Raw genomic sequence first — 20,228 nt, 5'->3', positions numbered from 1 at the left:
GTGAGTAACATATTGTCCTGCGGTGTATTAGCCTGTTGCCATGACTTCTCTCACATCCGATGCCCAGACCCGTTCCCTCGCCGGCCGCACCATCCTCATGTCCGGCGGCAGCCGCGGCATCGGCCTGGCCATTGCGCTGCGCGCGGCTGCCGACGGCGCGAACATCGCCATCATGGCCAAAACCGCCGAACCCCACCCCAAGCTGGCCGGCACGGTCTACACCGCGGCAGAGCAGCTGGAGGCGGCCGGCGGCAAGGCCCTGCCGATCATTGGCGATGTGCGCAATGATGACGACGTCGCCCGTGCCGTGGCCGAGACGGTCGAGCGCTTCGGCGGCATCGACATCGTGGTGAACAACGCCTCCGCCATCGACCTGCGGAACACCGACGATGTCACCATGAAGAGCTACGACCTGATGGCTGACATCAACGTCCGCGGCACGTTCATGCTCTCCAAATTCTCCCTTGACGCCCTGCGCCGGTCGGAGAACCCGCACATCCTGACGCTTTCCCCGCCGCTGAACCTCGATCCCAAGTGGGCCGGATCCTACCTGGCCTACACAATGGCCAAATACGGGATGTCCCTGACCACGCTCGGGCTGGCGGAGGAACTGAAGAACGACGGCGTGGCCGTGAATTCGCTCTGGCCCGTCACTGCGATCGACACGGCCGCCATCCGCAACCTCGGCGGCGAAAAGATGGCCGCCGCCTCGCGCAGCGCGGACATCATGGCCGACGCCGCCCACGCCGTCCTGACCCGCCCCAGCCGCGAAACCACCGGCAACTTCTACACCGATGAGCAGGTCCTCCGCGAGGAAGGCATCACCGACTTCCGCCCCTACTCACTAGGCGCGCCCGAAGACCAGCTGATGCAGGACTTCTTCCTCTAGGAGGGCGTATTCCCTGCGCGGCGGCGGCACGACGGCGAGATGCTGCGGTGCCGGGGCACGGCCCGGGACCTGGCCCGGTGGACCGGCGGGGTAAGGGAGGCGGCGGCACGACGGCGGGATGCTGCGGTGCCGGGGCACGGCCCGGGACCTGGCCCGGTGGCGGCCCGGCCCGGTGGCGGCCCGGCCCGGTGGACCGGCGGGGTAAGGGCGGCGGCGGCACGGACCGGCGCGGCCGGCGGCGGGACCCGGACAGGCGGGAATGTCCGGGCACCCGCGTAAGATCGGAAGCATGCATTTGCGCTACTCCAGCATGGAAAGACCGGGGCTTGATCAGGAGCGCCTGCGGGCTGCGCTCCTGGCGCCGCAGGGCCCCCTGCCCCGGCTGGACGTCGTGGCAGAAACCGGTTCCACGAACACGGACCTGGCCGACGCAGCACGGCTTGATCCCTCCGGCTTTCCGGACCTGTCGGTCCTGACCGCCGAAATGCAGACCGCCGGCAAGGGGCGGCTGGGCCGGGCCTGGATTGCCCCGCCGTGTTCATCGCTGTTTGTCAGTGTCCTGCTCCGGCCGGTCAACGACGCCGGCCGGCCGCTTCCCACCCAGTCCTACGGCTGGCTGTCCCTGCTGGCCGCGCTGGCGTTGTCCGGATCCGTGGCCGGGCGCACCGGCGTCGAAGCCCGCCTGAAGTGGCCCAACGACGTCATGGTGGACGGACGCAAACTGGCCGGAGTCCTGGCGCAGCTGGTGATGGATTCCAGCGGAGCTCCTCCCGCCGTCGTCGTCGGCGCCGGGATGAATGTGTCGCTGACGGACGAGGACCTGCCCGTTCCCACGGCCACCTCGCTGTTGATGGAGTACGCCTCCACCACCGACCGCAACATTCTGCTCGAGGATTATTTGCGTGAACTGGCCCGCACGTACCGCGAGTTTTGCGCAGTCGACGGCGATGCCTCCCGGCCGTGGACGGACGGGACCTCGCTGCTGGAGAAGGTCCGGGCGCGGATGGTGACCCTGGGGCAGGAGGTTCGCGCCGAGCTGCCCGGCGGAAAAACCCTGACCGGACGCGCGGTGGCCCTGGATACCTACGGATCGCTGATCCTGGTCGATGAACTTGGTGAGCGGCATGCGGTGGTGGCGGGCGACGTCGTGCACCTGCGCGCCGTGCAGGCGTGAGAATCCGGCTGGACCTGGCGCCGGGCGAACGCATCATCGTGGCCAGCCGGCCCCACGCCCGCCAGCTGGTGTGGCCCGTTGCCCTGGCCGTCCTGGTGTGCGCCGCCGCCGGATTCGGCTACGGCTATCTTGACCGGGATTCCCTGCCCGGGCAGGTGGCCGGCTGGCATGCGTATCTGCAGGCCGCCGTCGTCGCCGTTGCCGCCGTGCTGCTGATGCGCTTCAGCCTCCCGCCGGTGCTGCGCTGGGCCTTTGCGCGCTATATCGTGACGAACCGCCGCCTGATTCACCGGCAGGGCGTGCTGGGCCGGCGGGAACGCGAACTGGCGCTGGCATCGGTTTTCCAGCTCGAGGTGTGGCAGACCGTGACGGACCGGATGCAGCGTTCAGGGACGCTGGCGGTGGACGTCGGCTACGACCGGGTGGTCCACTACGAACACGTTCCGGAGGTCCACAAGTTCAAGGCCATTGTGTTGGCTGCGATAGGGGAGCTGCCGCTGACCGCCATGTTCGATGGTGTAGATATGGAAGGAAATGGGGATTACGACTACGAAGGGAGGGAACATGAGTGAAGAAGGCCGCGACGCCGACCGTACAGCCGATCCGGAGCCCATGACCCTGTCCATGCCGGCCGTTCCTCCCCGGGCCCGGCCCGGCGCCGGGTCTTCGGACAACGCCCGGCCTTCCGCAGGTGCAGACAGTACAGGCGGCGCCGGCGGCACGAACTCCGGCGCTGCCTCGGCCGCCATTGACCGCGAGGACGTCCGCAGGCTCGAAGCCCAGCTAATCGGCGGCCCGCGCACCCTGAAGCGGCGCGAGGCCGCAGCCGAGGCCGGCGTGTCACTGCTCTCCGCCCGCAAACTCTGGCGGGCAATGGGCTTCCCCAATCTCGACGACGACGCCGTGTTCTTCACCGAACAGGACCGGGAGGCCCTGACGACGGTGATCGAACTGGTCCGGGATGAGCAGCTGACCGAGGAAGCAGCCATCTCGATCATGCGCTCCATCGGGCAGATGACCGACCGGATGGTGGTGTGGCAGATCGAAGCGCTGGTGGAGGAAATGGTGGTGCAGCGCGGGATTCCCGACGCCGAAGCCCGCAAGGCGCTCGTCGCCGCCCTCCCGGCCCTGATCGAGCCGCTGGAAAAAACACTTGTCTACGCCTGGAAACGGCAGATGAACTCCGCCGTGCAGCGCCTGGCGCTGCGGGCCGAAGCCGGATTGGCCAGCCACGACGGTTCCGCCTCGGATGACAATCCGCTGCCGCTGGCCCGCGCCGTCGGCTTTGCGGACCTGGTTTCCTACACTTCCCTGTCACGGCAGATGAACGAGAAGACGCTGGCGCACATGGTCCAGCGCTTCGAGCACAAGTGCGCGGAGATCATTTCGGTCGGCGGCGGGCGGCTGGTTAAGACCATCGGCGACGAAGTGCTCTTCAACGCCGAGACGCCCGAGGCCGGAGCCGAAATTTCCCTTGCACTGGCCAAGGCTTTCACCGAAGACGACCTGCTGCCGGCGGCCCGCGTGTCCCTGGTCTGGGGGCGGGTGCTTTCCCGGCTGGGCGACATTTACGGTCCCACCGTCAACCTGGCGTCGCGGCTGACGTCGCTCGCGGAGCCCGGCACCGTCCTGACGGACGCCTCCACAGCCGCCGCCCTGCGGCACAACGACCGGTTTGTGCTGATTCCGCACCAGCCGCGCAACGTCCGCGGATTCGGAGAAATCCACCCGGTCACCCTTGCCCGGGGCACCGGGCCCGGCCTGATCCTCGACTGACGGCCGGCGGCCCCCGCTGTCCGCCCGCGCGGGCCCGCCGCACGCAGTCCCGCCGGCGGTTGGGCACAGGTCCAGCGCATTCGGCTAGGGTAAGCAGGAGAAATGCGTAAGATGTGTCACTACTGCGAACCACCGCAACGGGCAGCTTCCGGATAGGGCGTGAATGAACTCCGACGAAACGACATCCCAGGGCCTGGACGTCCGTGCAGTCTTTGGCTACGCTTCCGACCGCGGCCTGCGCCGGGACCAGAACGAGGATTCGCTGATTGCCGCGGACCCTGTGTTCGCCGTCGCCGACGGCATGGGCGGACACGAAGCCGGCGAAGTGGCCAGCAGCATCTGCGTCCGCACGCTGGGCGAGGCACCGTTTATCGGCGAGCACCTGCCTGAGGTTGGATCCGCCGACCTGCAGCTGCTGCTGCGCGAAGCTGACGCCGGCATCCGCGATGCGACGGGCGGCCGTGCCGGCACCACGCTGACCGGCGCCGTCCTGGTCCGCAGCGACTCCGGCCGGCCCAGCTGGCTCGTCTTCAACGTGGGAGACTCCCGGACCTACCGCCTCACGAACGGAGCACTGGAGCAGATCACCGTGGACCACAGCGAGGTCCAGGAACTGGTGAATATGGGCCAGATTACGCCGGATGAAGCACTCATCCATCCCCGCCGCCACGTAGTTACCCGCGCGCTGGGAACGGGCAGCGACACAGGCGCCGACTACTGGCTCATTCCGGTGGAGCCCGGAGACCGCCTGCTGGTCTGCTCGGATGGGCTGACCGGAGAGGTCAGCGACGCGCAGCTCCAGCAGATCCTCTCCTCGGTCGCCAATCCGCAGGACGCCTGCGCCTCCATGGTGGAGGCAGCGCTGCGCTCCGGTGGCCGCGATAACATCACCGTCCTGGTCGTCGACGTCGAGGGTTCCCTGGAAAGCAGTGTGCCGGCGGCGGTTCTTCCCGGCGCAGCGGAGGCCCAGCCCGCTTCGGGCAGCACCGACTGACGGCCGCGCCGGCCACTGGCGCTGGCGCTACCCGGTGCCGGCGAGGACGGCGCCGTCGTTAAGGAACAGCTGCAGCACCTGAACCGGCCTGCCCGGCTGGATCAGCTGGGCCCGTCCCGGCGGCAGCGTTCGGGCCCGAACGCCGTTGATCAGCGTGCCTTCCGCCCGGTCACCGGAGAGGATCAGGGCTGCACTGCCCGAATCCCGCAGCGAAGTAAAGAACGCTTCGTACATGCCGCGGCTGGCCCCGCGGACCCGCCGGGACAGGACGGCGTGCAGGCCAATTTCCGGTGCCAGCGGCAGGAACGGGGTTAACTCGGCTCAGGGTGAGGCTCCGCCGGCGGTCAGGACGTCATAGTCGTCAATAACCAGCACGATGCGCGGCAGGCCCGCCAGTTCCGCCGGAGCCGCCGTGCTGCGTTTCTGCAGCTCACCGGCGACGGCGGCGGCGAGCTGGTCCGCCAGCGCGGCACTGGTGGCGTAGCCGCCCAGCGAATCGGCCGGAACTTCGCCGGTCAGGCTCCGGCGCGGATCGAACACCGCGAAAACAATGCCGTCGGGGCGGTGCTGTTCCAGGAGCCGGCGGATCACCGAGCGCATGACATTGGTCTTGCCGGAGCCGTCGTCGCCCATGACCAGCAGGTGCCGTTCCCTGCCGTGCAGGTCCAGTATTTCCGTCCCCAGGTCCGTCTCCCGGAGCCCCAGCGGAACGGAGGCCTCCGCGTCGGGGGTGGGAGCAGCGCCGGCGGACGCCACGCCGGGCAGGACCCGGACCTGCATTGCCCGTTCCGGAGTGGAGGCCGCTACCGCCGCCACCAGGTCCCGCAGGCCCTCTACAGCGGATCCGCCGTCGGGATCGGAATCCAGCCGCGGCAGCGCGAAGTGTCCCTGCAGCTTGCGGTCCGTCAACGCCCTGCCGGGGCTGTCCGTGCTCACTGCCTCGGCGAGCTTGCGCCCGTGGGACGAATCGCCGGGATCAGCCAGCCGCAGCTCGATCCGGTTGCCGAAGAAACTCTGCTGGGAAATCCGGACCTCATTCATCCGCGAGCAGGTGGCAATGACATGGATGCCGTAGCCGGCGCCGCGGCTGATCAGCCCGTGGACAGCCTTTTCGACGTCTTCAAATTCATCGCTGAGCTGTCCGTATCCGTCCAGGACCAGCACGATGTCCGCGCTGGGCAGCTCGCGGATTTCACCGGCCGAGCAGCGCCGGCGCAGCGTTGACAGGGAATCCACCTGATATTTTTCGAATACGTGCTCGCGGTGGGCGAGCATGGACAGGAGCTCATCCACGGTCCGGCGGATGACTTCCCGGTTTGTACGTACCGCCACCCCGCCCACGTGCGGCAGCCCGTCCAGCGGCAGCAGGCTGCTGCCAAGCAGGTCAATGGCATAGATCCCTACCTCGGCGGGGCTGTGGGTCAGCGACAATGCGGCCACAATGGTGCGCAGGGCAGTACTTTTACCGGTCTGCGGCCCGCCCACGATGGCCGCATTGCCGCCGTTGGACGCCAGGTCCAGCTCCCAGATTCCCTGCCACTGCTTGGCCGGGTCATCCAGCAGGCCCACCGGGATCCGCAGGGATCCGCCGCTGGCCAGCCTCAGTCCCTTGTCCCCGGCGAGCCCGCCGGCGGCCCGGTCCAGGGCGATGCCCCGGGGCAGGGGCGGAAGCCAGATGGGGGCCACCGCGCGCGGGAACGTGGACAGGGTCTCCATCAGCGTGGAGAGGACGGTCGGGCCCATGGTCCGCTTGGAGGATGGGGTGGACGGCGGCGCGCCTGCGGTGCCGACGCCGGCACCGCCCCGGTCCCCGGTTCTGTCCCCGTCGCCTGCGGCCGGTACTGCGGCCGGCGCCTGGGCGAGGGTCGCCGCGTAGCGCGGAACCGGCAGGACCTCCGGCTGGTCCTCCGTTCCCGCGGATACATCCTCCTCCCGGGCGGCTTCCAGCGGCCCGGAGACGTATCCGGCCTTGAACCGGGTATAGGTCGTGGTGTCCACCTTCAAGTAGCCGAAGCCCGGCACCGGGGGCAGATGAAAGGCATCGGGGGTGTCAAGAACCGTCCGGGACTCCGTTTCCGACAGGGTGCGCAGGCCGATGCGGTAGCTGAGATAGGTATCCAGGCCGCGCAGCTTCCGCCCTCGATCCGCTGGCTGGAAAGCAGCAGATGAACTCCAATGGAACGTCCGATCCGGCCGATCGAGAGGAACAGTTCGATGAAATCCGGACGGGCGGTGAGCAGCTCGCCGAATTCGTCGATGATCACCACCAAATGCGGCAGCGGCGCCACGTCGCGGCCTGCGGCTTGGAGTTCCTGCCGGTGCAGCTGATAGTCGGTGATGTTGGCGAGGTTGCCGGCCGCCTTGAGGACTTCCTGCCGCCTTTGGATTTCGCCGGCCAGACTGGCGTAGACGCGCTCGATCAGGCTGACGTCGTCGGACAGGTTGGTGATAACCCCCGCGACCTGCGGCGCACCGGCGAAGGGGGCGAAGGTGGCACCGCCCTTGTAATCCACCAGCACCATGGCCAGGACTTCGGGAGAGTGCGTCGCCAGCAGTCCGACCACCATGCTTCGAAGCATCTCAGATTTGCCCGATCCGGTGGCGCCTACGCAAAGACCGTGCGGACCGTGCCCGAACTGCGCTGATTCCTTCAAATCGAGCAGCGCCGGGCGGCCCCGGTCGTCGGGACCCAGCGGCACGCGCAGGAAATCGACCTCACCGCGGGGCTTCCACAGCCGCCGGATGTCGGCCTCGTCAAGGCTGGCTGACAACCCCAGCATTTCCAGGAAACCCTGGGCGTTTTCCGAAGTGTCGTGCTCCAGCGAGTCCGGTGACAGACGGAGGGGTGCCAGCTCCCGGGCCAGCGCCTCGGCCAGCGGCACCGGAAGGCGGTCCAGGGTTCCGTGCTCGACGTCCGGATGCACCGGATCCCCTCGGTAGTTCTCCACCGTGAAAGCCCCGTCGGCAGCCTCGGTGATCCGCACTGCCACCTCGCCCGGCTCCTGCTGCCGGTCGGCGACCAGGAAGAGGGTGGTCATGCCCAGTGAAGCGGCGGACGCCTGCTGGTCCGGGAGCCGGATCTCCGCCGGAAGCCGGCCGTAGGAATCGCTGAGTATCAACAATCGGGGGAGTGACGTGCCGACGCCGCCGCGCAGGAAGTTCTTGCGGGACTCGGCGGCCAGGGATGAGCGGTTGTTCAGGTCGTCGGAAAGGACTTCACCCAGGGCATCCGCTGTGGGGGCAAGCCGCCGGACCGGGCCCGTGGCATGGGTGCTGCTCTGGTCCGCCAAATGCGGGAGCCAGGTTGCCCACTCCCAATTGCCGCGCCGGTCCTCCGGCAGGAGCATGGCCAGATGCAGGTCCTCGGGGGAATGGAATGCGGCAGCTTCGATGAGCAGCAGCCGTGCCACCGAAGTCACGAACCCGCGTGAGCCCACCACTGAAATGTTGCCGGCGCAATCCAGCGGCACGGTCAGGGGCAGCCCCGGAGTAGTCTCGTACCGCCGCTTGAGGATTTCCAGCTCGGCGGACATGAACGTGTCCGTTTGGGCAAGCGCCGATCCGGTATTGAGGATAGTAATGTCGCGGTTGCGGCGCGCGCCGGTTCCGATCCGCACGTGCAGGAAATCCTCGTTGGAGCGCCGGCGTTCCCAGATTCGCCGCGGGTCGCGGACGACGTCGAACAGGGCATCCGGCGGCGGGCTGGCGGACCGGGCCGTGGACAGGGCCGCGCCTTCATCGGAGCGAAGGGTGGCCCGCGAGCGCTCCAGATACTCCAGATAGTTTTCCCGCTGCTCCCGGCGCTGCTTTCCCTGCCGGCCCCGCTGGCTAAGCATCATAATCACCGAGGCGATGATGGTCACGATCATCATCAGTGCTCCCACGGCTGCCAGCGGGGACCCGCGGAAGAGCATCATGACGGTCATCGACACTCCTGCTCCCAGGAGCGGAACGAGAGACATCATGTTCATGCCGGTTTTACCGGCCTCGACCGGCGGCGGTGCATCCAGGGTAAAGGTCTCCATGGTGCGCGCCGGCGCGGTGGTGCGTGCCGGACGGTGCAGGATCTTCGTGCTCATCAGCGCATGTTCCGGTCGGTTGCCGATTCCGCCCGGGGCCGGGTTTCCGGAGCGCATGCCGCGGACAGAACCCGGGACGCCACGGTCGCTGCCTCAAGCCGTGTCCGCCGGGACAACAGGGACGAACGCACCTCTACCCCAGCCGCCAGGTGCCGGTCATGACCCAGGTGGACCGCGTCGATGCCTGCCCGGCGCAGGCGTCCGGCTTCCCGCGACGCGCTGAAGGACCCGCCGGGTGCGGGCTGCGCCACGAGAATCAGCAGCGGTACTCCGGAGATCCCGGGCAGGCGGCGCCAGGCTGCGGCATATTCCAAGGCGTCCTCCACTCCCGCAACGCTGGCCGGTGTCACGAAAACGGCCGCGTGTGAGTTCTCCACCGCCCAGAGCACGCCGGGATCGGTAAGTCCGGCACCGCAGTCAAAGAGGGTAATCGGGCAATAGCGGGAGATGGCCCGTGAAATCCGGGAGGCGCCGTCGGGAACGTTTCGGCCGGGCTCCTCTCCGGCAGCACCGGACCCCGGGGCGGGACCGCCCGGAGTCCAGACCGGCGGGACCAGAGGGCCGGCGGGGGTCCACGCCGCGGAGGTTGGAGGGGCAGGGTTGCCGCTTACAGCGTTCAATGCGGGCCGGCGCCGGCCCGTGACGAGCAGGTTTGCCGGTCCTGCGGCTGTCAGGAGGGCGGCGAGTCCGTGCAGCGAATCGGGGGCCTCCGCCTGCAGCCGCGCGGCTGCGGTTTCAAGCGGCGGCGCGTGGGGAACGCCCAGCCGCAGGGCGAGGGTGCCGGCTCCGGGGGCGAGATCGACGGCGGCAACAGTGTCAGCGCGCATGGCCGCGTAGATCCGCGCCAGCAGTGCTGCGACGGTGCTCCTGCCGGCACCGCCGCGGGTACCCACCACGGCGATGCGGCGCCCTGTCGTGACCGGCACCTGGGTTCCCGCGGCTGCTTCGGCCAACCGCTGGGGATAGTCGTCGCCGCGGAACAGATACGCGGTGTCCGCCAGCGCGCGGTGCAGTACCGATTCTGCGGGCCGGGTCCGCAGCAGGCGGCGTATTGGCGCAGCGGCGTCTGACCCCGCAACCGGGCGGCCGGGCCGGCCGTGGGCCCGGGGTTCGGCAGATGACACGAAGGCGCCGGCCATCAGAAGCTGTCCAGGAGCTGGCCGAACACTCCGAAGAGCCCCACTGTAAGCGGGACCGAAGCCAGAATCGCCACTGATTCCAGGCGTTTGGCCAGCAAGCGGAACCGTGCCTGCGTATGGTCGGGAAATGAGACGGAGAGAACCGCGGCGGCACCCGAAGCAACTGCCAGAACGGCCAGTCCGACCACCCATGGCTGGCCGGGAAGGAAACGGAGGCCAGCCACCGTCACCGCGGCCAGGCCCACGGCGACGGTCAGATACAGGGCACCCCGCTGCGGCGCCAGCGGAAAGGACCGTGTCCGCAGGAAGAGCGCCAGCGTCAGCGCCAGCAGCAGGGGGAGCGTCCAGCGCTGGCTGCCGGCGTCGGTGCCGAGCAGCCACAGGGCCGGGGCCAGGGAGAGGGCGGTGACAGCCGTGCCCAGCGTCAGGGTGCGGTGGGCCGCAGCCACCGCTCCGACGGCATCGGTACGCGCGCTGGGAAGCCCCTTGGCCCGTTGATCATCCAGCGTGGCCAGGCCCGACGCCGCCAGGGCCAGTTTGGGCAGCAGCCCCAGGATCAGTGCGCCCGCCAGCGCTGCGACGGCGCCGGCCCGCACGGGGTCCCCGGACAGGGCTCCGGCGGCAGTCCACACTGCGGCGGCAAGGGCCAGGGCAGCCGCACCGCTGAGCCAGGCACGCGGCTGGGCGGCGCCGGTTCCGAGCGCGGCGAGTGTCAGGACGGAGAGTCCAGCCAGGGCCAGCGAGGCCGGCGGAAGTTGCTCCGGAACGCCGCCGTACAGGTGCAGGGCTCCGCCGAGTCCGGTGAGCCAGCCCGCTGCCAGCAGGGCGGAGCCGAAGGCGGCGCGGCGCGGCGGACGGTTTGCCGCCGATCCTGCGGCCAGTCCGAGCAGGGACAGGGTGAACAGCATCCACCAGGCTGTATTCGGGGCCAGCGCGGTGAGCAGGATTTCCGCGCCCGCCCAAAGGCCTGCCGCCATGAAGGCTCCGGTGGTAAGGTCCCGGCAGCGGCGGTTCCACCGGCCGCCAACCGCTGCCGATTCGCCGGCCACCAGGTCGTTGACATCGTAAACGACGGCAGCCGGAGGCGCTTCGGACACATTGCACAGCAGCAGTCTGGCCCCGTCCAGGACGCGGGCCTGGCTCAGGGACGCGCCGGCGTTCAGCTCCGTACCGTCCGGCGCCACCAGCACCTTGGCCGCAACCGTCTCCGCCGGCGCATCGCCCAGCAGGTTCAGCACCTGCGGCAGGAGCAGCCCGACGGGCTGATGGGAGGGCAGCAGCAGATCAACATGCCTGCGGGTGCCCACGAGGGTGACCCGGGTGAAAGGGTGAGCCATGGCTCAGGCTCCTGTCCCGGAGTACGGCTGGTAGGCCTGCTGTTCCTGCTTGGCGCGGTTCTCGGCGAGCAGGTTGCTGACAAAGGAGTACCCGACGCAGACGGAAGCGATCACGGCGGCGGCCGCGGCACTGAGGATGAACAGCCGCAAGCTGTCCATCCACCGGCGCTCATTGGGGTTTTCCCCGAAGAGCAGGGCGGTGAGCAGCCGGTTGCGGCGCACAGTGACGGACTCGATGAGTTGGTTGTCGTAATCGCTGGCCATTGAGGTCCCCTCGCCCTGTGGACACGTTGCGTTCATCCTTGCACCGGGGGCGCCTTCCTGCTCCCGTAACTCAAGGGCTGGGGATAACTTCGCACCGTCCGCCCTGCGACGCGCGCAGGCCGGGCGTTGTGCAAAGCAGCCGCCGATGCTAGTTCTTGATGCACCAGTCCGCACCGAAGGAGATGCCATGAGTTCCAACCCTGACACCGAAGAACGCACGCTGAGCGAATGGAGCCGGCGCCTCACCCAGGCACTGCAGATCCTGGACTTGGAAGTGGATCACAAGATGCTGGTGGAGCTGGCGGAACAGTCGTCCAAAACTGTGGGGGACAACGCCGGCCTGATCAGCACGTTTGTAGTTGGATATGCTGCCGGGCTGTCCAAGACCAGCGGCCGGAAGGCAGCGGACGAGGCTGTTCAGAGCGCGGCCGACACTGCGTTCCAGCTGGCCGCGACAGGCCTCAGGGGCCGGACCAGCCGGGGTGGAAAGACTCAGCACAGTAGCGGCCCGGCCGGGGGCAAGCCGCGGGCGCCCGGCAAGGGAGGGACAACCTGCCGCTTCGCCGGGCGGCCCGGCAAACCGCCCGGCGAAAAAGGCCCGGCGAAAAAGGCCCGGCGAAACGGCAGGAAAAAGGCCCGGCGAACCGGCAGGCAGGGAGCCTAGGCCGGGGCCCGGGTTTTGAAGTCCTCGGACTGCTCCCCAGCCGGGGCGCGGTTTGGTTCCACCCGCACCAGCACGGTCTTCGACACGGGAGTGTTGCTGCCCTCGGCGACATGGTCCATGGGAACCAGGACATTCGCCTCCGGATAATAGGCGGCCACGCAGCCCGGGGCGTGGGATAGGAAACGACGCGGAATTTCCGCAGGACCCGTTCCACGTTGTCGTGGTGTACACCGTGGATGTCCACGTACTGGCCGTCGGTCAGCCCCAGCTCCGTTATATCCGCGGCATTCATGAACAACACGTGGCGTCCGCCGCGGATGCCGCGGTAGCGGTCGTTGTGCCCGTAAATGGTGGTGTTCCACTGGTCGTGGGAGCGCAGCGACTGCAGGATGAGGGTGCCTTCGGGCCGTTCCACGGCTTCCAGATCATTGACCGTGAGGATGGCCTTGCCGGTGGGAGTGTGGAAGGTGCGCGAATCACGCGGGCCGTTGGGGAGCACAAAGCCGCCGTCCTGCCGGATCCGCTCGTTGTAGTTGTCACAGCCTTCCACGACCCGGCCGATGTGCTCGCGGATCAGGTCGTAGTTCTTTTCATACCCCTCCCAATCGGCGTCGATTTTATTCCCGACGAGCAGAGCGCCCAGCCGGGCGACGATTGCCGGTTCGGAGAGCAGATTGTCGCCGACCGGGGTCAGGTTTCCCCGTGAGGCATGAACCACGCACACCGTGTCTTCCACTGACACGAACTGCGGCCCGCTTTCCTGGATGTCCAGTTCCGTCCGGCCCTTGGTCGGCAGGATCAGGGCTTCCTGCCCGGTGATGAGATGGGAGCGGTTGAGCTTGATGGAAATCTGGACCGTCATGTCAGTCTTCTGCATCGCGCTTTCCGCGAACTGCGTGTCCGAGATGGCCGAAATTAGGTTTCCGCCCACGGCCACAAACACCTTGATTCGGCCGTCCTCCATCCGGTGGAAGGTTTCGACGGCGTCGGTTCCGTGGTCCCGCGGGGGATCGAAGCTGAATTCCTTGCCAAGGGCGTCCAGGAAAGCCGGGGGCATCTGCTCCCAGATGCCCATCGTGCGGTCGCCCTGGACGTTGCTGTGGCCGCGGATGGGCGCCGCGCCGGCTCCCGGCTTGCCGATGTTCCCGCGCAGGAGCAGCAGGTTGATCATTTCCTTGATCGTGGGCACGGCTTTTTTCTGCTGGGTGATGCCCATGGCCCAGGTGATGATGACCTTCTCGGCTTTCAGGTACCGTTCGGCGAGCTCGTTGATCTCTTCGATGGGCAGGCCGGTGGCTTCCACCACGGTGGCATCATCCAGATGGGCAAGGTGTTGCCGGAGGTCTTCGAGGCCCTCGCAGTGCTTCTCCAGGAAGTCGTGGTCCAGGACGGTTCCCGGGTTGCGCTCTTCGGCTTCCAGGACGCGTTTGGAGATGGCCTGCAGCAGGGCCATGTCCCCGCCGAGGCGGATCTGCAGGAACTGATCGGCGAGCTCCGTTCCCTTGCCGGCCACGCCGCGGACCTTCTGCGGATTCTTATACCGCCGCAGGCCGGCTTCGGGCAGCGGGTTCACCGCGACGATGCTCCCGCCGTTGGCCTTGCATCCTTCGAGGGCCGTCAGCATGCGCGGATGGTTGGTCCCCGGGTTCTGCCCCATCAGGATGATCAGGTCCGCCTGGCCGAAGTCATCATAGGTGACGGTGGCCTTGCCGATTCCAATGGTTTGGCCCATGGCCCAGCCCGAGGATTCGTGGCACATGTTGGAACAGTCCGGAAGATTGTTGGTGCCGAAACCCCGGACCATGAGCTGGTACAGGAAAGCGGCCTCATTGGAGGTGCGCCCGCTCGTGTAGAAGGCGGCCTCGTGGGGGGATTCAAGGCCGTTGAGCTTGTCCGCCACAATCCGGAAGGCCTCGTCCCAGCTGATGGGACGGTAGTGGTCTTCGCCGGCCGGCTTGTACACCGGTTCGGTGAGCCGCCCCTGCATGCCCAGCCAGTACTCGGTGCGGTTGCGGAGGTCGCTGATGCTGTGATCGGCCCAGAACTCCGAGGAGATGACCACCGGCGCGGCCTCCCAGGTGACCGCTTTGACGCCCTCTTCGCAGTACTCAAATTTGCTGCGGTGGGCCGGGTCCGGCCAGGCGCAGCTGGGACAGTCGAAGCCGTCCTTTTGGTTCATTTTGAACGTGGCGTCCAGGGCGCGCTTTACGCCCATATGTTCGATCGCAGGTTTCATCGAGTGATACACAGCCGGCACGCCGGCAGCCCACTCCTTGGCAGGCTTTACCTGTATGTCCTTCTCGTCCACGTTTTCAACGCGGGGTTCCCTCCGTGCCACTGTGCACTTCCCTTCACCGTCCGCCGCCGACGGCCCGGGCCCCGTCGTACCGGGGCGGACCGCCCTATCCGTAGGAATAGGCCTAGCAGGTGACGCATCCCATAGCAAGGTTGCCGCCGCCGCGCCGCCGGACCCGTCCTCCCGGCGAAAACCATCCGGAGGGAGAAAAACGTGCGGTCCTGCCCACCCGCGGAGAGAGAGCCGGTTATCCACAGGGCGGGTCTTTGCATGGTGTTTCCGCCGGGGGACGCGTTTGATGGTGCCACCGGCAGGCGGAACAGATTTTCAGGGAACGGGACCGGTTTCCGCTCCCGGACCGAACCGGACGACTGCGCGGCACGCGCTGAAAGTGGGCACTGATGAAATTCGATATGGGTTCGCACACGCTGGGGACATTGACACAGCACACCGGGTCTTCCAATGAGGACCTGGGGCAGCTGGTGCGTTCGCTGGTGCAGGCGGTGGCTCCGCTGGAGGGCAAGTTCAACGGCTCAGGGCGGGTGAGGTTTGACGAGTTCAAGGCCCGGACCGATGAGGTTGCCAATGAACTCAACGGATCCCTTGCCGCGATCCTCATGGGGCAGTCGGAAATGGACCGGTCCTTTCAGATGGGCGACCAGGAAGCCGCGGACAATGCCCAGCAGCAGCAGGGAGCGGCGAGTTTTGATGCAGCCCGGTTCGGTTCATCCCGCTGATCGGTACTTGCAGATCGATACTTATTGTCCTGTTGCTTCCACCGTAAATATTCGCCGGTTTTGAAAGGGTTTGTAATGTCCCAGGATCGTTTGAGCTATGACACCGACACCTCCTCCGCCGTGCAGGGGGATATCCAGTCCATTGTGGGCCGCCTCGAATCGCTCATCGGGGAGCGCGAGAAAGCGGTCAATTCCGCCATGGCCGATTTTCAGGCGGACGGCGTTTCGGAGGAGTACCAGGCGGTGGAGAACCGTTTCCGCAACGCCGCCACGGAAACCCGGAACATTATCGGGTTGGTCAAGCAGACCCTGAACCTGAACGACCAGTCGGCGTCCGGCGCCGGTGCCCGGCCCGCAGCGCGGTACAGAACATCGGCTAGCCGCCGGAATGATCTCGGCCGCACATTTCGAACACCGGAACGGCCAGGGGAACGCCGCACGTTCCAAACCCGGCGCCGCCGCCCTCGCCGGCCGCGGCGCGTAGCTCCCGCCAGCGGGCCGGATGGGGCAAGATTGGTTAGGTGAGCACAGCCAAGACATCCCCGGAAACTGAAGCCGCCGTCGAGTCGGTCAGCACCGACACCCCGCCCGCCGGGGACCTGCGCGAGGAATACCAGGAGCTCGCCGAGCAGGTGCGCCGGTACCGCTTCGCTTACTACAACGACGACGCGCCGCTGGTTTCAGACGCGGAGTTCGATCAGCTTTACCGCCGTCTGGAGGAAATTGAGGCGCTGCACCCGGAGCTGGTCACCAACGACTCGCCCACCCAGGAAGTGGGCGGCGAAGTTTCCGCCGCATTTGCCCCGGTGGAGCACCTGCAGCGGATGTACAGCCTCGAGGATGTCTTCTCCCTGGATGAACTCGACGCCTGGGTGCGCAGGGCCGAAGCATCCGTCGCCAACATCGCGCCGGACGCCAAAATCAAATGGCTGACCGAACTCAAGATCGACGGGCTGGCCGTGAACCTGCTCTACCGCAACGGCGAACTGGTCCGGGCCGCCACCCGCGGGGACGGCACCACCGGCGAGGACATCACCCACAATGTGCTCACGATCGCCTCCATCCCGCGCACCCTGAAGGGGGAGAACCTGCCGGCGGAAATGGAAATCCGCGGCGAGGTGTTCATCCCCTCCAAGGAATTCGCGCACCTGAACGAGACCATGGTGGAGGCGGGCAAGGCGCCCTTCGCCAACCCCCGCAACGCGGCCGCCGGCTCGCTCCGCCAGAAGGATCCGGAAGTCACCGCCCGGCGTCCGCTGAGCATGTATGTGCACGGCATCGGTGCCCGCGAGGGCCTGAACGTTGCCAGCCAGTCCGAAACATACGAACTGCTGCACCAGTGGGGCCTGCCGACGTCGCCCTACTACCGGGTGCTGGACACCTACGAAGAAGTGCTGAAGTACATTGCCGAGAACGGCGAGCACCGCCACGACCTCTCCCATGAAATCGACGGCATTGTGGTCAAGGTGGACGACTTCGCCCTCCAGCGGGCCCTGGGCAACACCTCCCGGGTGCCGCGCTGGTCCGTGGCCTACAAGTACCCGCCGGAGGAGGTGAACACCAAGCTGCTGGACATCCGCGTCAACGTGGGCCGCACCGGACGCGTCACGCCTTACGGGATTATGACCCCGGTGCTCGTCTCCGGATCCACCGTGGAGATGGCCACCCTGCACAACCAGGACGTGGTGAAGGCCAAGGGGGTCAAGATCGGCGACATCGTGGTGCTGCGGAAGGCCGGTGACGTTATCCCGGAAATAGTCGGCCCGGTCATGGCGCTCCGCGACGCGCAGGATCCGCCCGTCCGCGACTTCGTGATGCCCACGCACTGCCCCTCCTGCGGAACCGAGTTGAAGCCGGCCAAGGAGGGCGACGTGGACATCCGCTGCCCCAACGCCAAGTCCTGCCCGTCGCAGCTGCGGGAACGGGTGTTCCACCTGGCCGGCCGCGGCGCCTTCGACATTGAGGCGCTCGGTTGGGAGGCGGCCATCGCGCTCACCTCGCCTGCCGAACCGGAAAACCCGCCGCTGACCAGTGAGGCCGGCCTGTTTGACCTCAAGGTCGAGGACCTGGCGGACGTGCGGATTGAACGCCCCAAGCGCGTCAAGGGCGTGGTCGACGGCACCGAACTGGTCCCGTACTTCTACACCAAGGGCACCGCCAAAAACCGTCCGAGCCCAGCGCCACCACGCGGAAGCTGTTCACTGAACTGGAGAAGGCCAAAACCCAGCCGCTGTGGCGGGTTCTGGTCGCGCTGTCCATCCGGCATGTGGGCCCGACGGCGGCCCGCGCCCTCGCCGGTGCCTTTGGCTCCATGGAGGCCATCCGCGCTGCCACCGAAGAGCAGTTGGCACATGTCGACGGCGTCGGCCCGACCATTGCCGCCGCCCTGAAGGAATGGTTCGCCGAGGACTGGCACCGCGAGATCGTGGACGCCTGGGCCGCGGCCGGAGTGCGGATGGCCGATGAGCGCGACGAAACCATGCCCCGCACGCTGGAGGGCCTGACTGTCGTTGTTACCGGGACGTTGCCTAACTTCAGCCGGGATGAGGCCAAGGAAGCCATCCTGGCCCGCGGCGGAAAGGCCTCCGGGTCGGTCTCGAAAAAACCGACTACGTGGTGGCCGGGGAAAATGCCGGCACCAAACTGGAAAAGGCCGAAGCCCTGGGAGTCCGGGTCATTGACGAAGACGGTTTCCGGACGCTGCTGGCCGAAGGCGGCGTGCCGCTGGACGACGCAGAGCCCGGGGAAGACGCACCGGAGGAGGGTTCCGAATGAGCAAGCTGCCGGACGCGGCCGATCCGCTGGACCTGCTCGACGTCGCCCGCGAGGCGGCGGCCGCCGGAGCCGCGGTGCTGGCGCGCCGCGGCTCCGAGGAACTCTCTGCGGCAAATAAGAGCGCTGACGGGGACTGGGTGACAGCCTTTGACACTGCGGCTGAACAGGCAGTGCGGGAAGTGCTCGCGCGGCGCCGGCCGCAGGACACGGTCACGGGCGAAGAGCTGGCGGACAGCGTTCCGGTCCATGCCTCGGGCATCCGCTGGTCCATCGATCCGCTGGACGGCACCACCAACTTCATCCGCAACATCGTGTACTACGCCACGTCGGTCGCAGCGGTGAATGACGACGGCGAATGGCTGGCCGGCGTCGTCCACGCCCCGGCGCTGGTGCGCGTGTACTCCGCCGCCCGCGGCCACGGCGCCTGGCTGGCCGAACACGGCAGCGTCCGCAAACTCACCGGCCCGGACCCGCAGCGGGCCGGCAAGCTGCTGGGCACCGGTTTCTCCTACGACGCCGGGGTGCGGGAGGAACAGTACGCCGCCCTGCCGGGGATGGCCGGCAGCTTTGCCGATGTGCGGCGGCTGGGCTCCGCGGCGCTGGATCTGTGCATGGTGGCGGACGGCAGCCTCGACGCGTACTTCGAGCGCGGCCTCAACGAGTACGACTATGCCGCCGGCGCCCTGATTGCCGAGGAAGCCGGCGTGCGGGTCCAGCGCCCGCCGCGGCCGGCGGACGACGCCGAGCGGCTCGATGCCGTTACTGCCGCGGGGACCGTCCTGCCGGAGTAGGGCTACCGCCGGGCCGCGGCGATGATTTCCCGGCTGGTTCCGGAATCAAGCGGCCCGCCCTGCCAATCGCCGTACCAGTCCACGGAACTGAAACCCGCACGCTCCAGCAGTTCCGCCAGCAGCTCCGCCGGGGTGAACTTCAGGGTGCTGCGGCTGGCGAAGCGCTCGCCGTCGGCCAGGAAACGGGTCCTGTCCTCGAAGGTGACCAGGACGCCGTCGGGAGCTCCTCCTGAGCGGCGACAAGTTCCCATTCAACTTCCAGCGTCCCGGCCGAGGATTCCTGCAGCTCGGGCCCTGCGCTGCTGTTGTCCCACTCCAGCCACGCCTTGGCGGCCGGGTTCCGGCACTCAAAAGAAGGTTCCGCCGGGCGTCAGCCGGGAGCCCACCGCCTCCAGCGTGGACAGGATTTCCGCTTCCGTGAGCAGGCACTGAAACGCATGCCCGGTCATGACGGCGGCGTCAAACGGACCTTCGGGCAGGTCGACGGCGGTGCCGGACAGCCAGGTGACCAGCTCCCCGCCGTCGCGCGAGCGTGCCGAGTCCAGCATTGCCGCAGCCGGATCAATTCCGGTGACGGCGTGGCCCGCCCGCGCCAGCCGGACGGCAAAGCTGCCCGTGCCGCAGCCAACGTCGGCCACCCGCAGCGGCCCGCGCTGTTCACTAAGCGCTTCCAGCATCCCGGCGTAAAAGTCGGTGTCCCAGGTGCCGGCGTTGTCCTCGTCGTACAGCGCCACCAGCCGCGGCTCGTTGTAATGCGCATCAACCAAGTGTTCCCCCTTGTACTGACTCCGGACGGCGCCGGACTGACGCCGGACGGCGCCGGCATGTCTTTCAGCTTTGTACCGCTCGGCTAGCCGGAGTGTGGGGCGCCGATGGTATGGAGCAGGACGTGCAGCGATTCGTCCACCAGCCGGTAACGGCGTTCGCGGCCCACTTTTTCCACCACGACCCATTCCCGGCCCCGCAGCGGGCGCAGTGACTGACTGACCACCGTCTGCGAGACCCCGGCCGCGGCGGCCAGCCGCGTTACCGAGCTGTCCGGACTAAAGTGCAGGCACAGCAGCAGCTTGAGCCGGGTCGGGTCGGACATCAGGTCGAAACGGGCGGTCCACCCCTGAACATCCACGGTGCCGGGAACATCTGTTACTGCATCGCCGGCGGCGGCACGGGGTGGCAAGGGTCTCATACCTCCGAATCCTTGCATACCTCGGAATCCTTGCAGAGCACCGGCACACCGCACAACCGGCGCCGGAACAGGGGCGGGGTAACGCAAAGACAAGTTTGGGAGCGGGTTTGGGACCCGGGGATGGTGC

General features: G+C 67.6%; 18 protein-coding genes and 2 pseudogenes. 10 read left to right on the top strand and 10 right to left on the bottom strand.

Annotated features, from left to right (window positions below; genetic code table 11):
- Positions 1–40: 40 nt before the first annotated feature.
- The 5 genes from OL239_RS14680 to OL239_RS14660 all read left to right on the top strand — a co-directional run bounded on the left by OL239_RS14680 (position 41) and on the right by OL239_RS14660 (position 4,833).
- Positions 41–889, top strand: a complete 849-nt coding sequence (locus OL239_RS14680; protein WP_268909525.1) for an SDR family oxidoreductase — start codon at positions 41–43, stop codon at positions 887–889.
- Positions 890–1,178: 289 nt separating this feature from the next.
- Positions 1,179–2,063 (top strand): biotin--[acetyl-CoA-carboxylase] ligase, encoded by an 885-nt coding sequence (locus OL239_RS14675; RefSeq protein WP_268909524.1) that lies wholly within the window; start codon positions 1,179–1,181, stop codon positions 2,061–2,063.
- Positions 2,060–2,635 (top strand): PH domain-containing protein, encoded by a 576-nt coding sequence (locus OL239_RS14670; RefSeq protein WP_268909523.1) that lies wholly within the window; start codon positions 2,060–2,062, stop codon positions 2,633–2,635. The genes OL239_RS14675 and OL239_RS14670 overlap by 4 nt, the downstream gene beginning before the upstream one ends.
- Entirely contained in the window at positions 2,628–3,839 is a 1,212-nt protein-coding gene (locus OL239_RS14665) for an adenylate/guanylate cyclase domain-containing protein (protein ID WP_268909522.1), read from the top strand. Before OL239_RS14670 ends, OL239_RS14665 begins: the two co-directional genes overlap by 8 nt.
- Positions 3,840–4,002: 163 nt before the next feature.
- Positions 4,003–4,833 (top strand): PP2C family protein-serine/threonine phosphatase, encoded by an 831-nt coding sequence (locus tag OL239_RS14660; protein WP_268909521.1) that lies wholly within the window; start codon positions 4,003–4,005, stop codon positions 4,831–4,833.
- Between the two features lie 27 nt (positions 4,834–4,860).
- Here the strand turns inward: OL239_RS14660 and OL239_RS14655 are convergent, their stop codons facing one another.
- The 6 genes from OL239_RS14655 to OL239_RS14630 form a co-directional block, all read right to left on the bottom strand.
- On the bottom strand, positions 4,861–5,067 hold the full coding sequence (locus tag OL239_RS14655) for a hypothetical protein (protein ID WP_268909520.1): 207 nt from the start codon (positions 5,065–5,067) through the stop codon (positions 4,861–4,863).
- Positions 5,068–5,154: 87 nt separating this feature from the next.
- Entirely contained in the window at positions 5,155–6,831 is a 1,677-nt protein-coding gene (gene eccCb / locus OL239_RS14650; protein ID WP_268909519.1) for a type VII secretion protein EccCb, read from the bottom strand.
- A gap of 2 nt (positions 6,832–6,833) precedes the next feature.
- Positions 6,834–8,912 carry a type VII secretion protein EccCa gene (gene eccCa / locus OL239_RS14645; RefSeq protein WP_268909518.1) on the bottom strand — a complete coding sequence of 693 codons (2,079 nt, stop codon included), beginning with the start codon at positions 8,910–8,912 and terminating at the stop codon, positions 6,834–6,836.
- Entirely contained in the window at positions 8,912–10,036 is a 1,125-nt protein-coding gene (locus OL239_RS14640; RefSeq protein ID WP_268909517.1) for a hypothetical protein, read from the bottom strand. Before OL239_RS14640 ends, eccCa begins: the two co-directional genes overlap by 1 nt.
- Before the next feature lie 14 nt (positions 10,037–10,050).
- A complete protein-coding gene (eccD, locus tag OL239_RS14635; RefSeq protein ID WP_268909516.1) occupies positions 10,051–11,388 on the bottom strand; it encodes a type VII secretion integral membrane protein EccD in 1,338 nt (445 codons plus the stop codon).
- Positions 11,389–11,391: 3 nt separating this feature from the next.
- Positions 11,392–11,652 (bottom strand): hypothetical protein, encoded by a 261-nt coding sequence (locus OL239_RS14630; RefSeq protein ID WP_268909515.1) that lies wholly within the window; start codon positions 11,650–11,652, stop codon positions 11,392–11,394.
- Between the two features lie 145 nt (positions 11,653–11,797).
- Here OL239_RS14630 and OL239_RS14625 point away from each other — a divergent pair, with 145 nt between their 5' ends.
- Complete coding sequence (locus OL239_RS14625) at positions 11,798–12,316, top strand: DUF6457 domain-containing protein (protein WP_329609242.1); 519 nt, start codon at positions 11,798–11,800, stop codon at positions 12,314–12,316.
- Here the strand turns inward: OL239_RS14625 and OL239_RS14620 are convergent.
- A pseudogene (locus OL239_RS14620) lies at positions 12,313–14,654 on the bottom strand (FdhF/YdeP family oxidoreductase). The gene OL239_RS14625 and the pseudogene OL239_RS14620 sit on opposite strands and share 4 nt — an antisense overlap.
- A 359-nt stretch (positions 14,655–15,013) precedes the next feature.
- On the opposite strand from OL239_RS14620, the gene OL239_RS14615 reads away from it, so the two are divergent.
- From OL239_RS14615 to OL239_RS14600, 4 genes and pseudogenes are all read left to right on the top strand, one after another.
- Positions 15,014–15,349, top strand: a complete 336-nt coding sequence (locus OL239_RS14615; RefSeq protein ID WP_268909513.1) for a hypothetical protein — start codon at positions 15,014–15,016, stop codon at positions 15,347–15,349.
- 75 nt (positions 15,350–15,424) lie between these two features.
- On the top strand, positions 15,425–15,874 hold the full coding sequence (locus OL239_RS14610; RefSeq protein WP_268909512.1) for a pore-forming ESAT-6 family protein: 450 nt from the start codon (positions 15,425–15,427) through the stop codon (positions 15,872–15,874).
- Positions 15,871–18,124: pseudogene (ligA, locus tag OL239_RS14605) on the top strand (NAD-dependent DNA ligase LigA). Before OL239_RS14610 ends, ligA begins: the two are co-directional and overlap by 4 nt.
- Positions 18,121–18,915, top strand: a complete 795-nt coding sequence (locus OL239_RS14600) for an inositol monophosphatase family protein (RefSeq protein ID WP_268909511.1) — start codon at positions 18,121–18,123, stop codon at positions 18,913–18,915. Before ligA ends, OL239_RS14600 begins: the two are co-directional and overlap by 4 nt.
- Positions 18,916–18,917: 2 nt before the next feature.
- On the opposite strand, the gene OL239_RS14595 is transcribed toward OL239_RS14600, so the two are convergent.
- The 3 genes from OL239_RS14595 to OL239_RS14585 form a co-directional block, all read right to left on the bottom strand.
- The gene (locus OL239_RS14595) at positions 18,918–19,166 is read right to left on the bottom strand and encodes a hypothetical protein (RefSeq protein ID WP_268909510.1); all 249 of its coding nucleotides are present in this window, start codon (positions 19,164–19,166) and stop codon (positions 18,918–18,920) included.
- Between the two features lie 96 nt (positions 19,167–19,262).
- Positions 19,263–19,682 (bottom strand): class I SAM-dependent methyltransferase, encoded by a 420-nt coding sequence (locus OL239_RS14590; protein ID WP_268909509.1) that lies wholly within the window; start codon positions 19,680–19,682, stop codon positions 19,263–19,265.
- An 83-nt stretch (positions 19,683–19,765) separates the two neighbouring features.
- Positions 19,766–20,101, bottom strand: a complete 336-nt coding sequence (locus tag OL239_RS14585) for an ArsR/SmtB family transcription factor (protein WP_268909508.1) — start codon at positions 20,099–20,101, stop codon at positions 19,766–19,768.
- Positions 20,102–20,228 lie beyond the last annotated feature (127 nt).

It is taken from the genome of Arthrobacter sp. ATA002 (genome assembly GCF_026898095.1).
Classification (GTDB): Bacteria; Actinomycetota; Actinomycetes; order Actinomycetales; family Micrococcaceae; genus Arthrobacter_B.
The sequence above is the reverse complement of the archived record's forward strand: the minus strand, read 5'-3'. Positions and strand labels throughout refer to the sequence as shown.